Annotated in this window: 13 protein-coding genes; 9 read left to right on the top strand and 4 right to left on the bottom strand. The window is 71.4% G+C overall.

Annotated elements, in window-relative coordinates:
* Positions 1-29 precede the first annotated feature (29 nt).
* The 6 genes from ABZ452_RS28080 to ABZ452_RS28055 are packed head-to-tail and all read left to right on the top strand — an operon-like array spanning position 30 to position 5,539.
* Positions 30-407, top strand: coding sequence for a Rieske 2Fe-2S domain-containing protein (locus ABZ452_RS28080; protein WP_357949063.1), 378 nt, complete (start codon positions 30-32; stop codon positions 405-407).
* Positions 408-414: 7 nt separating this feature from the next.
* A complete protein-coding gene (locus ABZ452_RS28075; protein ID WP_357949060.1) occupies positions 415-1,635 on the top strand; it encodes an FAD-dependent oxidoreductase in 1,221 nt (406 codons plus the stop codon).
* The gene (locus tag ABZ452_RS28070) at positions 1,632-3,068 is read left to right on the top strand and encodes an aldehyde dehydrogenase family protein (protein ID WP_357949057.1); all 1,437 of its coding nucleotides are present in this window, start codon (positions 1,632-1,634) and stop codon (positions 3,066-3,068) included. Before ABZ452_RS28075 ends, ABZ452_RS28070 begins: the two co-directional genes overlap by 4 nt.
* The gene (locus ABZ452_RS28065; protein ID WP_357949054.1) at positions 3,065-3,484 is read left to right on the top strand and encodes a non-heme iron oxygenase ferredoxin subunit; all 420 of its coding nucleotides are present in this window, start codon (positions 3,065-3,067) and stop codon (positions 3,482-3,484) included. The genes ABZ452_RS28070 and ABZ452_RS28065 overlap by 4 nt, the downstream gene beginning before the upstream one ends.
* The gene (locus ABZ452_RS28060) at positions 3,481-5,094 is read left to right on the top strand and encodes a gamma-glutamyltransferase (protein ID WP_357949052.1); all 1,614 of its coding nucleotides are present in this window, start codon (positions 3,481-3,483) and stop codon (positions 5,092-5,094) included. Before ABZ452_RS28065 ends, ABZ452_RS28060 begins: the two co-directional genes overlap by 4 nt.
* A 25-nt stretch (positions 5,095-5,119) precedes the next feature.
* The gene (locus ABZ452_RS28055) at positions 5,120-5,539 is read left to right on the top strand and encodes a RidA family protein (protein ID WP_357949049.1); all 420 of its coding nucleotides are present in this window, start codon (positions 5,120-5,122) and stop codon (positions 5,537-5,539) included.
* 66 nt (positions 5,540-5,605) lie between these two features.
* Here the strand turns inward: ABZ452_RS28055 and ABZ452_RS28050 are convergent, their stop codons facing one another.
* Positions 5,606-7,201 carry a hypothetical protein gene (locus ABZ452_RS28050; RefSeq protein ID WP_357949046.1) on the bottom strand — a complete coding sequence of 532 codons (1,596 nt, stop codon included), beginning with the start codon at positions 7,199-7,201 and terminating at the stop codon, positions 5,606-5,608.
* Between the two features lie 172 nt (positions 7,202-7,373).
* Between ABZ452_RS28050 and ABZ452_RS28045 the strand changes: the two genes are divergently transcribed.
* A complete protein-coding gene (locus tag ABZ452_RS28045; protein WP_357949043.1) occupies positions 7,374-8,873 on the top strand; it encodes an MFS transporter in 1,500 nt (499 codons plus the stop codon).
* Here ABZ452_RS28045 and ABZ452_RS28040 read toward each other — a convergent pair.
* Entirely contained in the window at positions 8,818-10,578 is a 1,761-nt protein-coding gene (locus tag ABZ452_RS28040; RefSeq protein ID WP_357949040.1) for a helix-turn-helix domain-containing protein, read from the bottom strand. The genes ABZ452_RS28045 and ABZ452_RS28040 overlap by 56 nt on opposite strands.
* 131 nt (positions 10,579-10,709) lie before the next feature.
* On the opposite strand from ABZ452_RS28040, the gene ABZ452_RS28035 reads away from it, so the two are divergent.
* The gene (locus ABZ452_RS28035) at positions 10,710-11,165 is read left to right on the top strand and encodes a heme-binding protein (protein ID WP_189195936.1); all 456 of its coding nucleotides are present in this window, start codon (positions 10,710-10,712) and stop codon (positions 11,163-11,165) included.
* A gap of 72 nt (positions 11,166-11,237) precedes the next feature.
* Here the strand turns inward: ABZ452_RS28035 and ABZ452_RS28030 are convergent, their stop codons facing one another.
* Positions 11,238-11,942: a DUF4396 domain-containing protein gene (locus tag ABZ452_RS28030; protein WP_357949037.1), complete on the bottom strand. Its 705-nt coding sequence runs from the start codon at positions 11,940-11,942 to the stop codon at positions 11,238-11,240.
* Between the two features lie 67 nt (positions 11,943-12,009).
* A complete protein-coding gene (locus tag ABZ452_RS28025; RefSeq protein WP_357949035.1) occupies positions 12,010-12,492 on the bottom strand; it encodes a carboxymuconolactone decarboxylase family protein in 483 nt (160 codons plus the stop codon).
* Between the two features lie 241 nt (positions 12,493-12,733).
* On the opposite strand from ABZ452_RS28025, the gene ABZ452_RS28020 reads away from it, so the two are divergent.
* A complete protein-coding gene (locus ABZ452_RS28020) occupies positions 12,734-15,682 on the top strand; it encodes a M4 family metallopeptidase (RefSeq protein WP_357949033.1) in 2,949 nt (982 codons plus the stop codon).
* The last annotated feature ends 18 nt before the right edge of the window (positions 15,683-15,700 follow it).

Here is a 15,700-nt window from a genome sequence, read left to right as displayed (position 1 = left end):
CACCGCGTCAGACCCGGAGGGAGTCGGGAGTGAGCGAGCCTAACCCCGTCGAGTGGGTGCTCGTCGCCGAGCTGTCCGAGCTCGCGCGCCGCAAGAAGAAGCAGGTGGTCGTCGGCGACACACCCATCGCGCTGTTCCTCGTCAACGGACGGGTGTTCGCGCTGTACGACGTCTGCGTTCACAAGCAGCGCTCGCTGAGCAAGGGAACCGTGCTGCACGGGCGGATCATCTGCCCCGGTCACCAGTGGTCCTTCGACCCGGCGACCGGCGAGGCGGCGAACCAGGTCGAGTGCCAGCCGACGTACGACGTGCGGGTGGAGGACGACAAGGTCTACGTCGACCCGCGAGGGCGTCCCGGTCGCGTGGACGCCGACACCGCCCCGTACACGACCACGGCTGCGGGGTGAGACGCCGATGATCAGGACCATCGTCACCATCGGCGCCGGCCAGGCCGCCGCCGTCGCCGCCCGCGCGCTGCGCCGGCGCGGCTTCGACGGCCGGATCGAGCTGCTCGGTGCGGAACCGGAGGCGCCGTACCAGCGCCCGCCGCTGTCGAAGGAGTACCTCGCCGGCGACGACGACTGCGGCCTGCACCTCCTGCCGGAGAAGTGGTGCGCGGCGAACGACGTGCATCTGCGGCTCGGCCAACCGGCCGTCCGGATCCGCGCGGAGCGCGGGCTGGTCGAGCTGGCCGACGGCACGGAGGTCGCCGCGGACGCCGTCCTCGTCGCCACCGGCGGGAGCCCGCGCCGCCTGCCCGGGGTCGAGGGCGAGCGCATCCACTACCTGCGCACCCTGCGCGACGCGGACCGCCTCCGCGCGCAGCTCCGCCCGGGCGTACACGTGATCGTCATCGGCGCCGGGTTCATCGGCGCCGAAGTCGCCGCCACCAGCCGCGGCAGGGGCGCCGACGTCACGGTGGTGGAGACACTCGACGTGCCGCTGCAGCGCGTGCTCGGACCCGAGATGGGCGCCACCTGCGCGGCGATCCACCGCCGTGCGGGCGTCACGCTGCGGCTGGGGGAGTCCGTCGAGTCGGTCGTCGAGACACCGACCGGCGTCGTCGTCACCACCAGCGGCGGGCGCATCGAGGGCGACCTGGTGGTGGTGGGCATCGGCATCACGCCGAACACATCCGTGGCCGAGCAGTCCGGCCTCGCCGTCGACAACGGGATCCTCGTGGACGAGCACTGCCGGACCGTGGTGCCGAACGTGTACGCCGCCGGCGACGTGGCCAACCACTGGCATCCGCTCTTCGGGGAGCGGATCCGGGTCGAGCACTTCGACAACGCGAGCCGGCAGGCGACCGCCGCCGCCAACAACATGATCGGCCGGATCACCCCGTACGTGGACCCGCACTGGTTCTGGTCGGACCAGTACGAGCACAACCTGCAGTACACCGGCCACGCGCCGGTCTGGGACGAGCTGGTCGTGCGCGGCTCGGTCGAAGAGTGCGACTTCTCGGCGTTCTATCTGCGCGACGGCCTGGTGCGGGCGGCCTTCGCGGTCGACCGCGGCGCGGACGTCCTCGTCGCCAAGGAGCTGATCGCCGGGCGGGTCAGCGTCGATCCCCGCATCCTCGCCGACGAGGACGTCGACCTGTCCGACCTGACGGCGTTGGAGGAGCAATTGTGAAGGGCAACTTCATCGGTGGCGAGTGGGTGGGCTCGGCCAGCGGGCGCACCCGCGAGCGGCGGAACCCGGCTGACGAGCGCGAGGTCGTCGCGGTCTTCCCGGATTCGGATGCGAAGGACGCGCACGATGCGGTTTCCGCCGTAGCGGGCGGCTACCGGGAGTGGGCGGAGCGCGGCCCGGAGGAGCGCTCCGCGGTCCTGCACCGGGCCGCGGACATCCTCGCCGCCCGCGCCGACGACCTCGCCCGGGAGTTGGTCCGCGAGGAGGGCAAGACGCTCACCGAGGCACTCACCGAGACCCGTCGGACCCCGTCGAACCTCCGCTTCTACGCCGGTGAGGCACTGCGCGTCGCCGGCCGCACGTACGCCACCGGCGACGGCAGCCTCGTCTACACCTCCCGGGAACCCGTCGGGGTCGTCGTGGCCATCACCCCGTGGAACTTCCCGCTGAACATCCCGTCCCGCAAGCTCGGCCCGGCGTTGGCGGCGGGCAACGGGGTGGTGTTCAAACCGAGCGAGGTGACCCCGTTGATCGGCCAGCGGCTGGTCGAGGCGTTGCTCGAGGCGGGTGTCCCGGCCGGTGCGCTCGCCCTCGTGCAGGGCGGCGGCGAGGCCGGCGCCGCACTGGTCGCGGATCCGCGGGTGGGTGCGGTGACCTTCACCGGCTCGTACGACGTCGGCGCGGCCATCCACCGCGCGGTCGGGCCCAGCCAGCGCTGCCAGCTGGAGATGGGCGGAAAGAACCCGGTGATCGTGCTGGCGGACGCCGACCTCGACCGGGCGGCCGACATCGTGGTCCGTGGGGCGTTCGGCCTCAGCGGGCAGGCGTGCACCGGCACCAGCCGCCTGGTCGTCCACGACGCCGTGCACGATGCGCTGGTCGAGCGGATCGTCGCCCTCGCCCGCGCCCGCCGGGTGGGCAACGGTCTCTCCGACGGGGTGCAGATGGGCCCCCTCGCCACCCGCGGCCAACTGGACCGGACCCGGCACTACCTGGACCTCGCGGCGACCGCCGACGCCGTTCTCCGCGCCGGCGACGAGCCGCTCGACCCTGGCCTGGAACACGGCAACTTCGTCCGTCCGGCGGTCTTCACCGACGTCGACCGGTCGTCGCCGCTGGCGCAGGAGGAGATCTTCGGGCCGGTCCTGGCCGTGCTGCGCGTCGACTCCTTCGACGACGCGATCCGCGTCGCCAACGACACGGCGTACGGCCTGTCCGCCGGGATCGTCACCCGCGACCTCGGCCGCGCGCTCGACTTCGCCCGCCGGGTCGACAGCGGCCTGGTGAAGGTCAACCAGCCCACCACGGGGATGGCGATGAACGCCCCGTTCGGCGGTGTGAAGAACTCCAGCACCCAGACGTTCAAGGAACAGGCAGGGGAGACGATGATGCACTTCTACACCGTCGACAAGACCGTGTACGTGGGCTCATGAGCGCCTCCGAGGTCATCGGCGCCGCGGACGACGGCGGGGGGCCGGGTGACGTCCGATTCGTCCGCGTCGCCCGCTCCGGCCAGGTGCCCGACGGGTACGTCCGCCGCTTCTACGCCGACAGCCTGGAGCTGTGCGTCGCGCGCTCCGAGGGCAGGGCGTACGCGACGTCGAACTACTGCACACATCTGGACTGCCTGCTGTCGTCGGGCAAGCTTGTCGACGACGGCATCGGCTGCTCCTGCCACGGCAGCGTCTTCGATCTCGAGACGGGCGAGCCGGTCTGCCCGCCCGCCACCGAACCGATCAGGACCTTCCCCGTGCGCGAACAGGACGGCCAGATCTACGTGGGCGTGACACCGGAGGACATCGCGACCGGTGGCCCCCGCCGCCGCAAGCCGGTGAAGGGTCCGGAGTGAGCGTGAACGGGCCGGCGCCCACCCGCAACCCCGTCCTCGCCGGCGACCACATGGCGATCTCGAGCCACCCGTCGGTGAGCGCCGCCGGTCACCGCGTGCTCGCCGAGGGCGGCACCGCGATCGACGCGACCGTGGCGATGGCAGTGATGTCCTGGCTGGCACTGCCGGGCCAGTGCGGCGTCGGCGGCGACGCCTTCGCCGTGGTGCGGGAGCCGGACGGATCGGTGTGGACCGTCAACGGCAGCGGGTACGGGCCGGACGGCGGCGACCTGGCGTTCTACCGCGGCCAGGGCCTGTCCGCTATTCCCCTCAGCGGGGCGCTCGCCGTGGCGGCTCCGGGTGCGGTGGCCGCGATCGCCGCGCTGCACGCCCGTGGGGCGACGCGCGGCCTGCCCGAGTTGTGGGCGCCGGCGATCGCCGCCGCCGAGCGTGGTCTGCCCTGCACCCGCAAGACCCGCGCGGACATCCTCGACCACGAGGCGCAGCTACGCGCCGACGAGGGGGCCCGACGGACGTTCCTGCGCGACGGTAGGGCCCCGCAGGTCGGCGAACGGCTCGCCCAGCCGGAGCTCGCCGACTCGCTGCGGCTGCTGGCCGCCGATCCCCGTGCGCTCTACAGCGGTGAGCTGGCCGAGCGGGCGGTGGCCGCGCTGGCAGCGGCGGGGGCTCCCTTCAGCGGCGACGAGTGGGCGGCCTCCGGCCTCCCGCTCGTGGGCGAGGCGATCGCCGGGCGGTACGGCGACCTGGTTCTGCACACGACACCACTGCCCACCCCCGGCTGGATGGTGCTGCAGCAGGCGGCCGTCTGCGACGGGACGCTCGCCGGGCTGCCGTGGCTGAGCGCGGACGCGGTGAGCCGGCTCGCCGGAGCGGCCCGGCAGGCATTCCGGGACCGGTGGGACCGCTGCGGCACCGACACGGACGCCTGGCGGGCGTTGCTGCGACCCGAGGCGGTCGCCGACGTACGGGCGAAGCTGGCCGCCGGAGCCCATCCGCTCGTGACGGCCGGACTGACGCCCGACGGGGACACCACGACGACCCTCGCGGTCGACGGCGACGGCCGCGCGGTCAGCTTCATCCACTCGCTCGCCTTCACCTTCGGCGCCCGGATCACCATCCCGGGGACCGGCATCATGCTCAACAACCGGCTGGGGCGCGGCGCGTACCTGGTCGAGGACCACCCGAACCAGGTACGACCGCGCCGCCGTCCGCTGCACACCTGCCTCGCGTGGCTGGTGACCGACGCCGGGGGAGCGCTGCGGCACGTCGGCAACACACCCGGCGGGGACGGGCAGGTGCAGTGGAACATGCAGGTGCTGTCGCACCTGATCGACCACGGCATGGATCCGCAGCAGGCGGTGTCGGCGCCGCGGTTCACGGTGTTCCCCGGCAGCGACGCGGACGTGGTGGGAGCGCCCGACGAGCTGATCTGCGAGTCCCGGCTGGACGAGCGGACCGTCGCGGAGCTGCGCGCCGCCGGGCACCCGGTCCGGCTGGTGGGGCCGTGGGACGCGGGCGGGAGCGCCCTGGCGATCACCGTCGACGAGCGGCTCGGCTGCCTCGCCGGCGGCGCCGACCCCCGGCAGGACGGGATGGCGATCGGTGGCTGAACCCGGCGACCGGAACACTCTGCCGGTGCCCCCGGCCCCCCAGGGCCACTACGTGCCGGTGGTCGTGCACGAGGGCATCGCGTACACGGCGGGCATGACCCCCCGCGTGGACGGCCGGCTCGCCGTGCGCGGCCTGGTGGGCGCGGATCTGACCGTGACCGAGGCGCGCGCCGCGGCCGGCCTCGCGGCCGGCAACGCCGTCGCCGCGCTGGCGGAGTCGGTCGGCGGGCTGGACCGGGTGCGGCGGTGCCTGCGGATGACCGTGTACGTCGCCTGCCGTCCCGACTTCACGCAGCACTCCGCGGTCGCCGACGGGGCGTCCGAGGTGCTGCGCGACTGGCTGGGCGAACGGGGCAGCGTCGCGCGCTCGGCCGTCGGGGTGTCGAGCCTGCCCTCCGGGGCGCCCGTCGAGGTGGAGCTCACCGTCGCCGTCACCACCGATTGAGCTGTCCCGGCACGGCCGAGGCGGCGGGCCGGCGCCCGCCGCCTCCGTCGTTCGTGTCGCCGCCGGCTACGGGAAGACGACCACGGCGAAGATGGTGCCCACGATGAGCCCGCTGACCACCGGGATGAAACATCTGCGGGCGAGCGCGATCACCGGCACCCGGGCGAAGCCGGCGACGGCGATGAGTGAGGACCAGGCGACGAGCGTGCCGCCACCGGACCAGATGTTGCCCATCTGACCGACGGCGGCGAGCGTTCCGGCGCTGACCCCGGCGGCCGGGCCGAGGCTGCCCGCCAGCGAACCGGTCAACGGCAGGCCGGAGAAGCCCGACCCCTCCAGGCCCGCGATCATGCCGATGAGCAGGATGCCGAAGGCCGCGATGAAGCCGCTGTGGGGGATGTGGCTCTGCGCCGCCGTGACCAGGTCGTACAGGAGCGCCGGCCCCTTCGTCGGGTCGGCGGTGCCGAGGATCTGGCCGGAGAAGTCGCCGTTGCCGATGAAGAAGAAGCCGGCGATCGGCAGGACGACACCCATGGCCTTGAACGCGAACACCAGCCCGTTGACCACGTGCTCCGCGGAGCTCTCCAGGAAGCCCTTCCCGTCACCGGCGAGCGCCGCCAGGAAGACGATGAGCGCCGCGATGCCGCCGACCAGGGCGGCCGCGTCGCCGCCCTGCAGGTCGGGCACGCTCTCGGAGAACTTCGCGACCACCATGTAGACGATCAGCGCCAGGTAGGCCACCGGTACGAAGATGGCGAAGAAGGTCGGCACCAGGGGGTTGCCCCGGTAGCCGGGGGCCGCCTCCCCGGGGCCGTCCCGCAGCTCCTCGTCGTACTCCTCCCGCAGCGCGACGCCGTGGCCGACCGTCGGCGGACCGCCCCGCAGGGACGGCACATCGCCGCCACCCGCCGGCCGATCGCCCGCGCCCACGAGCTCGCGCTCCCGCTCGGTGACCGCGAGGTCCTTCACGCGTTCGCCGCTGCCGTCCGCCGTCGACTCCCACTCGGCGAGCAGGGCCGGGTCGGGTCGGCGCATCGTGCGGAACTCCATCAGGTAGGCGACCGCGAGGGCGACCCCACCGACGACGAGCGAGAGCACCATGGCCCGGTCGGCCACCACGTTCGGGTCCGCTCCCGCCGCCTTCGCCGACAGCCCCGGGGCGACCCGGATGACGTAGTCGGAGGAGAGGGCCATCCCCTGGCCGGCGATGGCCACCACCAGGCCGACGGCCATCGGCCGCAGCCCCGCGCGGATCGCCACCGGGATGAGCACCGCGCCGATCAGCGGCACCGCCGGGGTCGGCCAGAAGAACAGGGAGATGAAGTACGTGACGACCACCAACGTCCAGAAGGCGAGGTGGCCGTTGCGCATCACGCCTCGGAACGGGGCGACCATCTTCCGGTCCGCCCCGAGCGCCTGCAACGAGTGCAGCATGGCGGTCACGAGCGCGATGATCAGGAAGATGTTGAACAGGTTCGTCGCCGCCACGAGGCTGGCGTTGAACACCGCGGAGAGCCCGCGGACGATGCTGTGCGAGAAGACGAGCGCGGTCACGAACGTTGCGACCACGGCCGGGACTACGATGTTCTTCCGGGCGATCATCGTCGCGATGATCACCACAACGCCGACGAGATAGACCCAGTGGGCCGCCGTTAGCTGCATCTGCCACCTCACGGACTCTTGCAGTGAGTTGATTGCCCGTCAGACTCCGCGCGTGCAAGGTCAGCGTCTATCACCCATGTGCACAGGCCGGCGGTCAAAGTTTGTGCACAGTGCCGTAGCATCGCGCAACGGTCACGGCGCAGTCTCGAACGGTAGGTGAGCTGCGCAGACGATGGGAAGGACGGATGTGCGGGACACCCGACCGCGCAGTGGCGCGGTGCAGTCGGTCGCCACGCCGCCCGCCCCGGAGGTTCTGCCGCGGCAGAGGCCGGCGGGACTCGCCGTACTGCTGACCCTGCTCGGTGCGACACTGCTCGGCACCGTCATCAACAACGTGGTGAACGTGCCGTTGCGCGACATCACCGCCGACCTCGGCGTCTCGCTGTCCTCCGGCGTGCTCGTCGTGAGCAGCTTCGTCCTGGTCCTCGCCGCCGGGATGGCATTGAGCGGTTGGGTGGGGGACCGGTTCGGACGACGCCGGACGATCATCGCGTCGCTGGCCCTCATGGCGGTCGCCATGGTGGGGGCGGCACTGGCCCCGTCGCTGCCCGTCCTCGTATCGATGCGCGCCCTGCAGGGCCTGGCATGTGCGGCCTACCCACCCGCGGTCATGGGCATGCTCGCCACCATCTACGGGCCGGGCCAGCGAGCCCGCACGATGAGCGCGTGGGCGGCCGCCAACGGGATCGGGCAGGCCGTCGGCCCGCCGCTGGGCGGTCTGCTGGCCGACTTCGCCGGCTGGCGGGCGATCTTCTGGTGCCTCGCTCCGGTCGCGGTGCTCCTGCTGCTCGCCACCGTCCTGGTGGTGCCGAACGATCGCGGGCACGCCGCCGCGCTGCACTGGCCCGGCGCGGTGACCCTGACGCTCGGTGCCGCGTTGCTGATGACGGCCGCCACCGCCGTCCCGCACCACCTGGTGCCGGCCTGGCTCACCATCGCGCTCGCGGTGGCGGGCATCGGACTGCTGGTGGGCTTCGCGATCACCTCCGCGAAGGCGGCGGCGCCCATCATCCGGCCGCGTCTCATCGTCGAGTCGCGTTTCCTGCGCAGCACGGTCGCCGCGTCCGCGCAGATGTTCTGCCTCGCCGCCACGCTCGTCGCGGTGCCGCTCCACCTCACCGGGACCCTCGGGTGGACCACCGCCGTCACCGGGCTGCTGGTGCTGGCGTTGCCCGCCGCCATGGCGGTGCTGGCACCCGTCGTCGGCGTGCTCAGCGAACGCGGCCGGCCGCGCTGGATCCTGCGCACCGGTCTGGTGCTGCTCGGCACGGCGGAACTGCTGCTGGGGCTGTACGCGGGCAGCACGGGCCGGAGCGTGGCGGTGCTCGTCGCGCTGCTCCTCGCGGTAGGTGTGGGCGTGGCCCTCGTGCAGACACCCTCCGCCGCCGGCGCGACCCGGTCACCGGCGGGGAGATCGGGAGCCGCCCTCGGGCTGTTCAACATGATGCGCTTCGGCGGGTCGGCGCTGGGCGCGGCCTGGGTGGCGGTCGTCTATCCGCACGGCGATCTGGTACTGCTCTTCGCCGGGTGCACGGTGATCGCCGCCGTCGGGCTGGTGGTGAGCTTCGTCGGCCCGGACCCGTCCCCGCTCGACATCGATCGCACGTCGCCGGCAACTACGTCGGGTGGAGATCGCGGTCGACGACCGTCACTGTCTCGGCGAGCAGGTTGAGTTTGTGCGCCAGCCAGACGGCGAACTGGTGCTCGGCCTCCCGCAGATCCAGTTGTAGCAGCCGAGAGGCGCGGTCGAGCTTGTAGAGCATCGTGTTGCGGTGGATGTGCAGTTCCCGCGCGGCGGCGTTGAGGTTTCCGCCGGATGCGACGTAGGCGATGACCGCCTGCTCCAGGTCGCTTCCGCCGGCCCGGGAGCTGCGCAGCGGGGCCAGCATGTCCCGGGCGAAATCACGCCCCTGCGGGCTCTCTGCGAGCTCGACCAGCGTGGCGAAGACCCGCAGGTCCTGGAAGCCGCAGACCTGGTCCACCCCAAGACGGTTCCGGATCCCGAGCGCGATGCGCGCCTCACGGTAGCTGTCGAAGATGCGGCTGGCACCGCCGACGCAGCGTCCGTACGCCACCGCAACGTCGCGGTGCGTCCTGCGTTCCAACTCCGCCTGCAGGGTGCGCGCGAAGTCCGCCAGCGTTCGCTCTGCCGCGTCCGGGGAGTCCCGGTGGCCCGCGGGTTCGACCTGCCGGATCACCGCGAGCACGTCGCCGATGACGGTCGCCAGGGTGTGCGCGTTCGGTCGGGCGTCGACGCGGGCGGCGTGCCGGGCCAGCTGGAACAGGGCGGCGGGGGAGTCGGGGCTGCCGGCCGAGCTGAGCCCGTTGGCCACGATCACGCCGTAGGTCGCCCCGACCGGGAAGTCGTAGTGCGCCGACCGGGCCTCCAGCTCGTGCTGATCGGAGAAGCGGCCGTGCAGCAGCGCGTGGACGAAGTCGCCCCGCGCCCGCTCCTCGGCCTGCTCGATGCTGCGCAGCCGCAGCATCTCGGTACCGACGATGGTGGCGGCCTGCTCGACGACCACGCGGTGCTGGGCGATGTCGTGCGGGCGGGGCGGATCGGCCGACTCCACGATGACCACCCAGCCGTCGTGGCGACCGCTGAGCAGGATCGGATTGAGCACGCACGTCGCGTTGATGCCGTCGATCAGCAGCGTGCGGACCTGGGGCCCGGCGTGTTGCTGTTCAGGGTTGACGCCCGTCGGATGGCCTGAGGGGCCGCCATCCCCGGAGGTCCTGCCGACCGCCCGGCGGGACTCGTCCTCGCGCAGCGCGTCCGCGACCGCTGCCGGCTCGAACACGCGATCCCGGCTGCGTTCGAACGCCAGTACCCGATACTGCGGGTCGAGGATCGCCGCCGAGCATCCCGACAGCCGAGCCATCTGGTGCCCGAGGGCGGCCAGTCCGGCCCCGCGGTACAGCAACTCCACCAGCGAACGGTGCACCCTCAGGCCGTAGCGCAGAACGTGGGTGTCCCGGGCCAGGACGAGCTCCGCCACCAGCTGGCTGAGCTGGCGGAACGCGACGTGCGCGCCGACGTGGACCACCGGCACGTCGGCCAGCGGGTCGGTGAGATCACCGGCACCGCCGGCGACGACGACGGCCGCCGCCCCGCGCTGGCCGAGACTGCGCAGCACCGCCGCTCGGACCTGGTCGGCCCGGGCGTGGACGACGACTCCGGTCAGCGGATCCGCGCCGGCCGCGACATCGTCCCACGGCAGGCACCAGGTGACGGCAGTGTCGAGCACGTCGCCCGAGGCCGTCATCCGCGCCGGGCTGAGCAAGCGTTCCTGCAGGAGGCGACCCACCGTCAGCTGCTGCGGCTCCGCCGCGCCGGGCAGACCGTCCTGAGTCAGTGCTCCCGCTGGGTCAGCCATGGCAACTCCTTGGACAGGTTGCACAAGCTTGCCCCGTCGGGTCGCGGCAGTCTAGCCATTGTTCGCGGCCTGCTCGCCCGGGCAGGCTGGTCGCAGGGACCGCCCGGCAGTGGGGCCGCAGAGGAGGCACGGTGCACAGGATCTACCGAATCACGCTCGACGACGCGCTCCCCATGCTCGCCGCAGCCCGCGCGAAGGCGGAGGAGATCGGAGTGAAGCAGACGATCTGCGTCTGCGACGACGGAGGCCACGTGCTCGGGCTGCACCGGTTGCCGGGTGCCCGCCTCACCGGGGTGGAGATCGCGATGGCGAAGGCGTTCACCGCGGCAGGGCATGAGCGGGCGACGCACAAGTTCAACGAGCCGCCGAACGGCCCGGCGTTGCCGGGCAACGAGGCGTTCGGGATCAGCCACATGTACCCCGGCAAGTTCGCCATCTTCGTCGGCGGGTTCCCCATCGAGTACGAGGGCCAGATCGTCGGCGCCGTCGGTGTCAGCGGCGGCAACGGCGAGCAGGACAAGGCCGTCGGCGCCGCGGCGCTGGAGGCGTTCGCGAAGCACGTCGCCGAACTGGGGCTCGGCGGGTAGTCCCTGCTGGTCAGGGCACCGGACCGGCACCGCGACCAGGTCGACGTGGCGCGACGGATCGCGGCCGAGCACCTACCGAGGCGGGCTCAGCAGTTCCGCTTTGGCACCGTGACGGATCAGCCACAGGGTTGGTGGCCAAGCGGCAAAGAAGCCCATGATCAACCCGATCTGGACAATGAGCCAGAACACCGGGCTACTGGGCAGCAGGGTCTCGTGGAAAACCATGAGCTCCATGAGCGCCAGCCAACCTAACAGGGCGAGCTCGAAGACGGACACGCTCAGCAGGTCTCCCCGGAGAAATCTCCGCATCGCGGCCCACGCTCTTCGACCACCCGTGTCAGCCCCGGTGAAGTAGCGGAATGCCAGGCCCACCGCCACTGCGGCCACGTAGTCGCCGATGAATTCAGGCCACAATCGTTTACCGAACAGTTCGAGGCTGAAGCCGAAGGTGACAAGAGTGGCAATGATGGCACCGAGAACGCAGTGCGTCGCACAATGTAAGGTTTCGATTATCGTGATGGCATGTCGCGACCTCCTGGGCGGGATGCGGTGCCGCTCCCGCCACCGGGGAGACTGAGGTCTACCCCACTGTCGGTAGGCCAGGACGGCTGCTGGTCCGAAATAGAGGCCGGTTGCCGGCCAGACAATCTCCATGACCTTCATCGGCTGGCGGTATCGAAGCACAAAGTGGTCAATAACGATGACGGCGGTGCTGGCAAGGCTTACAAAGAGCACAGCCCACGAGAGCGCCACGAGCCATGTCGGTTGCAGAACCATCTCCTTTCCGCCCAGGACGATCAATGCAATGCCGGTGACGGGGATATCACAAGCTCCGGGTGTCAACTCACACGGGAGGCGCCGTCGTGGGCATGGCACCCTCGGCGAGCTTGAGTCGCGTCCAGATGTTCATGTTGATCACAACGGCCACGATCTCCAGGATCTCGTCCTCCGTGAAGTGCGTGACCATCCTGTCGTGCGCCTCCTGGAACCGGTTGTCGACGGTGGCGTCGGAGGCTCGGGTCAACGCCTCGGCGTAGGCCAGTGCGGCTCGCTCCTCCTCGGTGAACAGGTGCGTCTCCCACCACGCGGTGAGGGTCTCGATCTTGTACGGCGGGATGTCGGCGGTGCGGGCGGCGGCGTGGTGCACCAGAAGGCAGTAGCTGCAATTGTTGATCTGTGCGACGCGTAACCGCAGGAGCTGGGCCAGGGCCTGTTCCACCTGGAGTGTGGCGGTATGGCCGAAAGCTGCGGCCCCGGCGTTTGCCAGCGCCATGAGTTGCTCGTTTGACGTGGCGTTCAGCCGGACGTTCTGGATCCTGGTGTCCAAGAGATGACCTCCTGAAGGTCCCAACGACAACACCAGTGGTGGGGACGTCCACGTCGAGGGAGAGCCCGCGCGCTGCCCCACACGCATCTCGGCCGCCGGATCGGCTCTCCGTCGGCGGGCTTCTGACTTGTGCAGATGCGCAAAGTCGTTCTTGTGCCGGTGGCGACACCGCGGTGAGGGTGAGCGAATCCCGTGCCGCAAGGAGCCGGCCGGGCGCTGGACCACCTTGCAGGAGCAACAGATGCGCAGAGTCAAGGCACCACCCGCCCTCGCCATCCTGGCGACGGCCGCACTCCTCGGAACCACCGCCCAGGCCGCGAACGCGGCGCCGACGGGCGCGACGACGGCCGCGGAGGCCTCCGTCCCGGCCAGCGCGGCACCCGCGACGGACACCCCCGCGCTCGTGGACGACCTGGCCGAGCCCGTCGACGCCGCGATCGCACCGGACAAGGCCGCCAAGGCCCACCTCACGGGCCACAAGGACCGCTACAAGATCGCCGACCCGGCCGGCACGCTCACCACGGCGAGCGTCGACACGCAGGGCGCGCGGGAGACGGTCCGGCTGAACCAGAAGTACAAGGGCCTGCCCGTGTTCGGCGCCCAGTACGTGGTGCGGATGGAGAAGAAGGCCGGCAAGCGTGCGGTGACCGGCACGTCGGGCAGCTACTTCACGGACCTCGACGTCGACACGACCCGCACCCCGATGCCCGCGGACGTCGCGATCTCCCGAGCGGTCGAGGACGTGCGCAAGAGCCTGCACCCCGGTGCGGCCGTCGTGGCCGGCGCCCCGCGGCCCGGCACGACACCTGACGCGGCCCACTCCGACCTCACCGGCACCGACAAGGGGCTCGTGGTCATGCCGACCGGCGCCGGCGTGCTCGCGCGGCGCGTGCTCGTCAAGGGCAAGGACGTCGTCACGGGCCAGCCCGTGCTCCGCGACGTGTACGTGGGCGCGACGAACGGGGTGACGCTGCTCAGCGTCAGCCGGATCAAGTCCTTCGCCACCGCGCAGCAGGCCGCCGCCCTGGCCGCCGACGGGACCGCCGTCGCGCCACGGGCCGTGACGGAGCCGCCCGCGTCGGGCAACGGCACGACGCCGGTCGTCGGCGAGGGCAAGAGCCTGCACGGTGTCCCGGTGCCGCTCCCGCTCGTCCGGGTCGACGACGCCGGCCCCTACCTCATGATCGACCAGACCCACACCCTCGCGGACGGCCGGACGGTGCCGATCACCACCTGGGACGCTCGGGGCCGGGACTACTACGAGCTGCTCGACGGGCAGTTGCCCGAGGGCGTCGGGCCGTTCGCGTCGCCGTCGAGCACACTCGGCGCGGACCTGACCGACGCCGGCGCCGTGGACGCGGCCTGGGACGCCGCGAAGGTGTTCGAGTGGTTCCAGACGGAGCTCGGGCGCAACAGCCTGGACGACGACGGCATGGCGATCAACTCGATCGTCGGCATCACCTACGGCGGCTACCCGTTCGTCAACGCCTACTGGGACGGCACCCGCATGGTGTACGGCAGCGGCGACGACGAGTACCTGCCGCTCGCCGCAGACCCGGACGTCGTGGGCCACGAGATGACGCACGGTGTGGTGGAGAACTCCGCCAGCCTCGTCTACGCCGGCCAGCCGGGCGCGCTCAACGAGGCGATCGCCGACTACTTCGGCAACGCCATCGACCTCGACGCGGCCGGCACGCCCATGTCCGACCCCGAGGCGAGCCTGATCGGCGGCGACCTCTGCCGCACGCTCACGCCCACCAAGTGCGCCCTGCGCAACCTGGACGACGGCGCCACCACGGCGGACTTCCAGCACCTCATGGACACGCCGCAGATGGACGACGGCGGCGTGCACCTCAACTCGACGATCGTGTCCGGGGCGCTGTGGGACCTGCGTCAGGCGTTCGGTGGGGCGGTCGCCGACAAGATCGTCTACCGGGCGCTGACCGACTACCTCGCGCCCATGTCCGACTTCGTCGACGCCCGCGACGCGGTTCTCGCCTCCGCCAAGTCCTTCGGCCTGAGCAACAAGGACCTCAAGGTGGTGCGGGCGGCGTTCGACTCGCGGGGGATCACCGCGAAGTGGAAGGCGGGCCTGTACGGCAAGAACACCGACCTCCTGGTCGACCGGCTGAACACCGGCTTGTACATCGACACCAAGGCGAGCATGGCCGGCGGCTGGTTCACCGTGCCGCGGTCGGACGCGAACCGCACCGAGCCGATGTCGATCTGGGTGGGCCGCCTCGACGGCAAGGTCGCGCCGTACCGGATCTCCCCGAACGACGGGAACAACCACACCTTCCCGTACACCGATGGCAAGCGGGTCGTGTGGCTGTCGATCGCGGGCAACCCCGACTCGCCGACGTGGGAGACCAACCGGATCCTGTCGGCGCCCGTCGGCGGCGGCCACGTCGAGGAGATCTTCAGCTCCCCGTACCGGATCGACGGCCTCAGCTTCGACGGCGATGTCGTCGCGTGGAGCCAGTACGACCCGGAGCAGGGATACCGCGACGTCGTGCGCTACCTGAAGGGCAGCTCGCGGACCGTCCACACCCTCGCGCACCCCGACTGGCTCGGGAACGCGACGGCGCCGAGCGTCAAGAACGGGAAGATCTCCTACGTCCGGTACGAGGACTACGCGCAGCCCAACCCCGACGGCACCTGGTGGTCGCTGGGCGTCGAGGTGTACGACCTCGCGACGGGCAAGACGACCTTCGCCGGCGGCGACCCGGGCGCCGAGACGATGAGCTACCCGCAGTTGTCCGGCACCGGCGTCGGCTGGGTGATCAACCGCGACTACGGCCACTACGTCGACGGCGAGTGGAGCCAGGGGACGTTCAACGACTCCGTGCGGCTCTTCGACTTCGCCACGGGCACCAGCCACCTGCTCTTCGAGGAGAACTCCCCGCAGGCGATCCGCGCCGACGTCCTCACGCTGTCCGACACGACCCTCACGGTCACCGAGGAGGCTCCCGCGGACCTCTGGCTCTCGACCGGCGGATACCCGGACAACTCGCTCAACCCGAAGCTCAAGCAGTACACGTTCACCGGGAAGTACGTCGGCCCGGCGTCGTGCAGCCCGGGCGCGCAGATGTTCGCGACGGCGGGCGCGGGGCGCGAGGTGATCTTCATGGACTCGTCGGCGGGCGGTTTCGGCCTGGCGTACGCGAAGGGAGCCAAGTCCTGCAAGTGAGCCCGTGCCAGTAGGCGC

This window comes from Micromonospora sp. NPDC005707 (genome assembly GCF_040631005.1).
Taxonomy (GTDB): Bacteria; Actinomycetota; Actinomycetes; order Mycobacteriales; family Micromonosporaceae; genus Micromonospora.
This window is presented reverse-complemented; position numbering and strand designations above follow the sequence as displayed.

What these genes read in the sequence shown, in the direction of transcription:
- ABZ452_RS28075 (WP_357949060.1), top strand. Translation starts at nt 415, where the DNA reads ATGATCAGGACCATCGTCACCATCGGCGCCGGCCAGGCCGCCGCCGTC.
- ABZ452_RS28065 (WP_357949054.1), top strand. Translation starts at nt 3,065, where the DNA reads ATGAGCGCCTCCGAGGTCATCGGCGCCGCGGACGACGGCGGGGGGCCG.
- ABZ452_RS28050 (WP_357949046.1), bottom strand. Translation starts at nt 7,201, where the DNA reads ATGCAGCTAACGGCGGCCCACTGGGTCTATCTCGTCGGCGTTGTGGTG.
- ABZ452_RS28045 (WP_357949043.1), top strand. Translation starts at nt 7,374, where the DNA reads ATGGGAAGGACGGATGTGCGGGACACCCGACCGCGCAGTGGCGCGGTG.
- ABZ452_RS28040 (WP_357949040.1), bottom strand. Translation starts at nt 10,578, where the DNA reads ATGGCTGACCCAGCGGGAGCACTGACTCAGGACGGTCTGCCCGGCGCG.
- ABZ452_RS28030 (WP_357949037.1), bottom strand. Translation starts at nt 11,942, where the DNA reads ATGGTTCTGCAACCGACATGGCTCGTGGCGCTCTCGTGGGCTGTGCTC.
- ABZ452_RS28020 (WP_357949033.1), top strand. Translation starts at nt 12,734, where the DNA reads ATGCGCAGAGTCAAGGCACCACCCGCCCTCGCCATCCTGGCGACGGCC.